General features: G+C 39.5%; 8 protein-coding genes. 6 read left to right on the plus strand and 2 right to left on the minus strand.

What is annotated here, in order from left to right; all coding sequences use genetic code 11:
- The first annotated feature begins 475 nt into the window (after positions 1 to 475).
- Positions 476 to 1,477: an adenosine deaminase gene (gene add, locus INT04_RS07105; protein WP_193015453.1), complete on the plus strand. Its 1,002-nt coding sequence runs from the start codon at positions 476 to 478 to the stop codon at positions 1,475 to 1,477.
- Positions 1,478 to 1,612: 135 nt separating this feature from the next.
- Entirely contained in the window at positions 1,613 to 2,047 is a 435-nt protein-coding gene (locus INT04_RS07110) for a hypothetical protein (RefSeq protein WP_193015454.1), read from the plus strand.
- 55 nt (positions 2,048 to 2,102) lie between these two features.
- Here INT04_RS07110 and INT04_RS07115 read toward each other — a convergent pair whose 3' ends face one another.
- Together INT04_RS07115 and INT04_RS07120 are read right to left on the minus strand one after the other, a co-directional pair.
- Positions 2,103 to 3,092 (minus strand): bile acid:sodium symporter family protein, encoded by a 990-nt coding sequence (locus INT04_RS07115; protein WP_193015455.1) that lies wholly within the window; start codon positions 3,090 to 3,092, stop codon positions 2,103 to 2,105.
- A 22-nt stretch (positions 3,093 to 3,114) separates the two neighbouring features.
- Positions 3,115 to 4,158 (minus strand): oxidoreductase, encoded by a 1,044-nt coding sequence (locus tag INT04_RS07120; protein WP_193015456.1) that lies wholly within the window; start codon positions 4,156 to 4,158, stop codon positions 3,115 to 3,117.
- Positions 4,159 to 4,289: 131 nt separating this feature from the next.
- Between INT04_RS07120 and INT04_RS07125 the strand changes: the two genes are divergently transcribed.
- The 4 genes from INT04_RS07125 to rsxC all read left to right on the plus strand — a co-directional run.
- Positions 4,290 to 4,757 (plus strand): DUF2569 domain-containing protein, encoded by a 468-nt coding sequence (locus INT04_RS07125; protein ID WP_193015457.1) that lies wholly within the window; start codon positions 4,290 to 4,292, stop codon positions 4,755 to 4,757.
- 94 nt (positions 4,758 to 4,851) lie between these two features.
- Positions 4,852 to 5,433, plus strand: a complete 582-nt coding sequence (rsxA, locus tag INT04_RS07130) for an electron transport complex subunit RsxA (protein WP_006536930.1) — start codon at positions 4,852 to 4,854, stop codon at positions 5,431 to 5,433.
- Positions 5,433 to 6,059: an electron transport complex subunit RsxB gene (gene rsxB, locus INT04_RS07135; RefSeq protein WP_193015458.1), complete on the plus strand. Its 627-nt coding sequence runs from the start codon at positions 5,433 to 5,435 to the stop codon at positions 6,057 to 6,059. The genes rsxA and rsxB overlap by 1 nt, the downstream gene beginning before the upstream one ends.
- The coding region (rsxC, locus tag INT04_RS07140) for an electron transport complex subunit RsxC (protein WP_193015459.1) at positions 6,052 to 8,089 on the plus strand (2,038 nt) is incomplete at its 3' end. The genes rsxB and rsxC, both read left to right, overlap by 8 nt.

The following is an 8,089-nucleotide window of genomic DNA, read 5'->3' on the forward strand; positions in this document are numbered from 1 at the left end:
ATTCGCTTTAATATTCATCCCCCATTACTCATCACAATTAAAAAACCCAACAAATGAATGAATGAATGAATAATGAATTAAATAAATAGATAAAGAGAACAGCTTTAGAGGCTCCTATTTTTATCTTTTTTCATAAAAACCTATCAAAATAACTGATAGAATATTTCAATTACAATGATGAGTACAATTTAAGCTTAAAAATCAATGTATCAGTTAGTTTGATAACAAACATCAATTACATTGAATATTGTAGCTAATAAATAGACACTGTTTTTTTTCATTTTTTATTTTTCGATTAAAAACCGAGAAAAAATAGCTCTTTTAGTTTTAAAAACAGCCAATTCAAATTTATTTGTTAGTGAATAAAATAAAAATCAGTCATAATAATTCGCAACTATTTTATTATTACCCGATTATAAGAAAATCACTATAAACGATAGATTTTCATTATTTCTATTAGAAAGGAAAATAACACGTGATTGACACACAGTTGCCTTTAACCGATTTACATCGCCATTTAGATGGTAATATTCGTCCTCAAACTATTTTAGATTTAGCGAAACAACACAATATTGCACTGCCTGCTTATGAATTGGAAGCATTACGCCCTCATGTCCAAATAACAAAAAATGAGCCTAGTCTTGTGAGCTTTTTACAAAAATTAGATTGGGGTGTGGCGGTTTTAGCCGATTTAGATGCGTGTCATCGTGTTGCTTATGAAAATGTAGTCGATGTAGTTAATGCGGGTATTGATTACGCTGAACTGCGCTTTTCTCCTTATTACATGGCGATGAAACACCAATTACCTGTCGAAGGTGTGGTAGAAGCGATTGTTGATGGTGTACAAAGTGCTCTACAATCTCATGATGTGGATATTCGTTTAATTGGTATTTTAAGCCGTACTTTTGGTGAAGATGCCTGCCAACAAGAATTAAACGGACTATTACAACACCAAGATAAAATTACGGCGCTTGATTTAGCGGGTGATGAATTAGGTTTTCCGGGTCACTTATTCCAACCCCATTTTAATCGTGCTCGTGAGACAGGTTGGAACATTACCGTTCATGCGGGTGAAGCTGCCGGAGCTGAAAGTATTTGGCATGCGATTAAAGAATTAGGTGCAAGCCGTATTGGTCACGGTGTTAAAGCGATTGAAGATCCACGTTTAATGGATTACCTCGCCGAGCATCAAATTGGTATTGAATCTTGCTTAACATCAAATATTCAAACTAGCACTATTAATTCGTTCGCAGAGCATCCTCTAAAAACATTCTTAGCACATGGGATTATTGCCTCTCTTAATACTGACGATCCTGCTGTTGAAGGTATAGAATTAAAACATGAATATACTGTTGCAGCACCTGCTGCAGGATTAACACCAGAACAAATTCGTCAAACACAAATTAATGGCTTGAAAATGGCGTTTATTAGCCAAGCAGAACGTGATGCATTAATTAAGAAAGTCAGTTTACGTTAATATTTAATAGCTTTATGATTAAAACCATCTGTTAATCAGATGGTTTTTTTATATTTATTGAAAATAGATGGAATTATTAATGACTCTTAGACTAAAATTAATTTTCGAGGGGTTACTTATTATTAAGGAAAAGCTATGTGGAATATTCACCCGACAAGAGGTCAATATAGATTATTAGCACAATATCTATCTCCACTTGATGCCTCTATTGAGGCAGGTTTTCTTCAGTCAGAAGGTATTGATGCTATTCTTTTAGATGAAAATATTGTTTGGAATAACCAAGTGTATGCTCAAGCTACTGGCGGCGTAAAACTACTGGTTAACTATAAAGAATTTGAACAAGCGCAAGCAATGCTTAATGAGCTTTACCAAGGCAAATATAATATTAACGATCAGCTAGAACCCATCGATTGTGAATTAAAAGTTGATGTGAAAAACAATAAATCCGACTATTTAAATATGGGTTTTGTTTTCTTAATTTATTTTGTACTTGGTTTACCCCTTCCGTTTAAATCACGCCTACCGTCATCATCCAATAAAAAAGAAAATAACGAAGATCAAAACCAATAAAAAAAGCACCGACAAAGAGTTAAATCGGTGCTTTTCTCATATTTAGCTAAATACGTTATTTCTTTTCAGTTTCTTTAGCTTGATTAGCGTAGCGCTGTGCTAATACAGCACAAACCATTAATTGAATTTGATGGAATATCATTAATGGTAATAGCATTACCCCAACCGTCGCTGCAGGAAAGAGTACGTTCGCCATAGGAACACCATTGGCAAGACTCTTTTTAGACCCACAAAAAACAATGGTAACTTCATCCGCTTTATTAAAACCCAGCAACCTTGCACTGTAGACATTCACAAAAATGACAATCGCGAGCAAGACACAACTAACAACTGCAATGGTTAATAGTGACCAACCGTCGATTTTATGCCAAATTCCTTCAACTACCGCTTCACTAAATGCCACATAGACCACCAGCAAAATAGACGAGCGATCCGTTCTATTCACTAATTTTTTATGGTTATCAACCCAACGTCCAATTAAAGGACGCGATAAGTGACCAATAATAAAAGGTACCATCAATTGCAGTAAAATCGACTGTATTGCCCCTGCGGTATCAAAATCGTCGGCAGAGCCTTGAGTTTGCATTAAGAAACCCACCAGCACAGGAGAAAGGAAAACACCTAAAATACTGGATGCTGATGCACTACAAATAGCCGCGGCGACATTCCCCCCAGCCACAGAGGTAAAAGCAATAGCAGATTGAACTGTGGCAGGAAGCGCACAAAGATATAAAAAGCCCATATAGACCGTCGGTGACATCCATTCAGGCACAATAACGTGTAAGCCTAACCCCAAAACAGGGAAAAGAATAAAGGTGCTGGCAAATACGGTGAGATGTAAACGCCAATGCCCTAATCCTGCCAGTATTGCTTCTCTAGAGAGCTTTGCCCCATGCAAGAAAAAAAGCAGTGCAATAGCACCTGTCGTCAGATATTGGAATAGTGTTTTAATCTCCCCTTGTGCGGGTAATAGCGTTGCTAGCGTCACCACACAAATCATTATCATGAGAAAAGGATCAAGTTTTAATTTTTGCCACCAAGACATTAGATTTAGCACTCCCTATTGCTTATAGCGTAATGGTTTGTTTTAAACGATTTGAAATTTCACCGGCTTCAATCAAGCGCATAATCGCAGTGGCTTGTATTGGGGTAACGGGATTTTCTTCACCCGATGTAATTGCTCGATAAATTTGTTGATAATAAGCAGGATAATCACCAAAGCATGTTGTCAGTGTCGTCGTCTCTAATTCACCTAATGCTGACAGCGTTGTTAACTCACCATCGTTATCATCCATTCCCCAATTATAGGTTTGATTAGGTAATTGACCTGCTTTTAGGGCATCTTCTTGAGTATCTAAACCATACTTCACATAACTCCCTTTTGTGCCATGAATGGCAAAAATAGGGGTTGATGATGCGACTAGCATAGAAGCATGAAGAACAACTCTTAGATTGTCATATTCTAATAGTGCATGAAAGTAATCGGCATTTTTCGCATTAGGACGTAATTGCGCAATATCTGCCGTTATTGCCTTAGGCTCACCAAACAAACAAACCGCTTGATCAAGAAGATGCGGAGCTAAATCATACCAAAGCCCTCCACCTATAGCGGCATCTTCTCGCCAACGTTGACGTACAGTGGGACGAAAGCGATCAAAATGTGCTTCATAGGCACTGACTTCACCCAGTATTTTATCTGCCAGAAGCTTTTTAACCGTTAAGAAACCAGAATCCCAACGACGATTATGAAAAACAGAAAGTAGCTTACCGGCCTCTGCTGCTTGTTGAGTCAGTTTTTCAGCTTCGTCTAATGTCAGTGTAAAGGGTTTATCAACAACAACATGTTTCCCTTTTGCCAAAGCCTGTGACGCCAGAGAATAGTGCGTATTATTCGGCGTTGGAATAATAATTAAGTCTATAGAGGTATCGTTAATCAGTGCTTGAGGGTCTGCATAAACCGTGACGTGAGGAAAATCTTGTTTGACTTTATGTTCATCAGAGCTTGAAATTGCACTAAGATGTAAGCCTTCAGTTGTGGTAATTAAAGGAGCATGAAAGGTTTTACTTGCATAGCCATACCCGATAATCCCAACATTGAGTTTATTTGCCATTACCCTATCCTATTTTTATGCGTTTTTTTATTAACAAAAATCACTTTCACTTTTGTAGCTAAATAAATAATAACAAAGTTTGTGATAATATCCCGTTTAGTTCTATACACACGAGTAGGAATAATTAATTAATGAAATTTGATCTCAAAGCAAACGCGCAGAATACCCTTTCAGGGAAAGCGCCTATTACAGGGTGGTTGCTTGCGCCATTGGCTTATATGATCTTGTCAATTATTGGCTCTGGCTTGATGTCTGTTCTCTATATTATTAAATATTTTTCAGATTTTTCGATTCTCCACCAGCTTCCTTTTCATTTAATGTCGAGTTGGTATCTTTCCGCATTAACCACTTGGGTGATGTTTGGCTTTACCGCATATCTTTTACGCCAATTCTTTTATCGTGCTCAAAATTTCCCACGTCTATTTATGTTGTGGTTACTTATCAACTTACTGCTGGCGATTAAAAGCTTTGGTTTTGCCCCTGTTGATGATCAAACGGCGTTAAAATCTCTTCTTTGGTCTGTCTTCTCGACCGTCTGTTTTGTGCCTTATATCAAGTTTGCTAAGCGTGTTCGTGAAACTTTCACACAAGTTCGATAACTTCACCTCTTTACCCTTGGTATTATATACGCTTGTTTAGCCTCTTTATTTCAGGAGGCTTTTTGTTTCTCTGGTTAACAATTTTGGCACAACAATGACTGATTACTTGCTTCTATTCGTCGGCACCGTATTGGTGAATAACTTTGTACTCGTCAAATTCCTAGGTTTATGCCCATTTATGGGTGTATCAAAAAAATTAGAAACCGCGATCGGTATGGGATTTGCGACAACTTTTGTGATGACACTCGCCTCTATTAGTTCATGGCTGATGGATAACTTTATTTTAGTTCCGTTGGACTTACTTTATTTACGCACACTGAGTTTTATTTTAGTTATTGCCGTCGTTGTACAATTCACTGAAATGGTTGTAAGAAAAACAAGCCCGACACTCTATCGTTTGTTGGGGATCTTCTTACCTTTAATTACCACAAACTGTGCTGTCTTAGGCGTTGCGTTATTAAATATCAATCAAGCACACACATTTATGCAATCCGCAGTTTATGGTTTTGGTGCAGCCGTCGGTTTTTCTCTTGTGATGGTACTATTTGCCGCCATTAGAGAAAGATTAGCCGTAGCGAATGTCCCGGCTCCCTTTAAAGGGGCATCAATCGGTTTAATTACCGCAGGTTTAATGTCTCTCGCCTTTATGGGTTTTAGTGGTTTGGTGAAACTGTAATGAATTCTTTATGGATAGCAATTGGCGTACTGGGTGCGTTAGGTCTTATCTTTGGGCTAATTTTGGGCTATTCCGCACGTCGTTTTAAAGTGGAAGAAGATCCTATTGTTGAAAAAATAGAGGCTATTTTGCCACAGAGTCAATGTGGGCAATGTGGACATCCTGGTTGTCGCCCTTATGCCGACGCGGTTGCAAACAATGGTGAGATGATTAACCGTTGTGCGCCGGGTGGCGAACAAGTGATGTTAAAAATTGCAGAATTAATGGGTGTTGAACCTCAACCGCTTGATGGTGACGAAGAAGCATTAAATCCCGTTAGAAAAGTTGCCTTAATTGATGAAGATAATTGCATAGGATGTACTAAGTGTATTCAAGCTTGCCCTGTTGATGCCATTGTAGGTGCAACACGCGCAATGCATACGGTTATTGAAGACTTATGTACTGGGTGTGACTTATGCGTTCCGCCTTGCCCTACTGACTGTATTACCTTAGTGCCAGTCAAAGTCACAACCTCAAATTGGAAATGGGATTTAAATACAATCCCAGTAAAAAATATTCCAGCAGAGCCTGAAGAAATACCTGAAGATGAACCGTCATTAAAGACGGAGGATAACGCTCATGTTTAATCTCTTTTCGTTATTTAAAAAAGATAAAATCTGGGATTTTAAAGGCGGTATTCATCCTCCTGAAATGAAATTACAGTCAAGTCGTACACCAATGCGTATCGCACATTTACCGGATGAAGTGATTATTCCTATTCATCAACACTTAGGTGTACCCGGTCAACTTTGCGTAAATGTGGGTGAGCATGTTTTAAAAGGCCAGCCCTTAACAAAAGGTGTTGGTAGAACACTCCCTGTTCATGCGTCTATCTCTGGTACTGTCACTGCTATAGAGCCCTTTCCAAGTGCTCACCCTTCAGGATTACCTGAAATTGCCGTAAGAATTCAATCTGACGGTAAAGATGAATGGCGTGAACAATTCCCTCTTGCTGATTACCAATCGCAAAGCAAAGAAGCTTTACTCACTCGTATCCATGAAGCGGGTATTGCGGGATTAGGGGGGGCAGGATTCCCGACCGCATCAAAATTAAAAGGCGGTGGTGATTTAGTTAAAACACTTATCGTCAACGCAGCCGAATGTGAGCCTTATATCACCGCGGACGATCGCTTAATGCAAGAACACGCTGATGAAGTGATTGCAGGCTGTCAGGTTTTAATTCATCTGCTCTCACCAGATGAAGTGTTAATTGGTATTGAAGATAACAAGCCAGAAGCAATAGCGGCATTAAGACAGGCATTAAATGCCTTACCTGATGAAAAGCGTATTGTCATTCGAGTAATACCCACAAAATACCCCTCTGGCGGTGCTAAACAACTGACCAAGATCTTAACAGGGAAAGAAGTGCCATCGGGTGGTCGTTCATCTGATATTGGCGTTCTGATGCAAAACGTGGGTACTGTTGTCGCCATTAAACGTGCCATTATTGATGATGAACCTTTAATTGAGCGTGTTGTTACCGTTACAGGTAATGGTACAAAAACACCAGGCAACTTCTGGGCACGCTTAGGAACCCCTATTTATACATTGCTAAAACAAGCAGGCTTTGTTGCAGGCTCGGAACAAATGGTGATTATGGGGGGGCCATTAATGGGCTTTACCTTACCTGACTTAACGGCTCCGATTGTTAAGATAACCAACTGCCTACTAATCCCTTCCGTTGAAGAGATGGATACAGATAACCTTGAAGAGGCGTGTATCCGTTGTGGTCATTGTGTGGATGCTTGCCCTAGTGGTTTATTACCTCAACAACTTTATTGGTTTAGTAAAGGTAAAGAACATGAGAAAGCCCAACAGCATAATTTATTTGATTGTATTGAATGTGGTGCATGTGCGTTTGTGTGCCCAAGTAATATTCCCCTTGTTCAATACTACCGCCAAGAAAAAGCAGAAATTCGTGAAATTGATGCCGAAGCAAAACGAGCAACAGAAGCCAAAGCCCGTTTTGAGGCTAAAAAAATACGTATGGAGCGCGAAAAACTTGAGCGTGAAGCAAGACATCAACGTGCCGCAGTTAAACTTGATGATAACGAGCACAATGAAGTGCAATCTGCCCTATCGCGTGTAAAAGAAAAACAGGGTATTGGTAAAATTATTTCCGTAAAAGCAGGTGAAGAACCCGATAACGCAGCAGCTATTGCGGCACGTAAAAAACGAAAAGAAGAAGTCAGAGCAAAACAAGCAGCTAAACAAGCACAACAACAAACGCTTGAAGCATCGAGTGATAATACAGTTGAAGATGCTGATCCACGTAAAGCGGCTGTTGCTGCCGCATTAGCCCGCGTTAAAGCAAAAAAAGCACAGCAAGCCACCGAAGCTACATCAACAATTGAAGCCCCTGTTGAAAACGCTAAAGCCGAAGACGTCGATCCACGTAAAGCGGCCGTTGCTGCCGCATTAGCTCGTGTTAAAGCAAAAAAAGCACAGCAAGCCACCGAAGCTACATCAACAATTGAAGCCCCTGTTGAAAACGCTAAAGCCGAAGACGTCGATCCACGTAAAGCGGCCGTTGCTGCCGCATTAGCTCGTGTTAAAGCAAAGAAAGCACAGCAAGCCGCTGAAGCTACATCAATAATTGAAGCCCCTGTTGAAAACG

The organism is Proteus sp. FME41 (assembly GCF_014897315.1).
Classification (GTDB): domain Bacteria; phylum Pseudomonadota; class Gammaproteobacteria; order Enterobacterales; family Enterobacteriaceae; genus Proteus.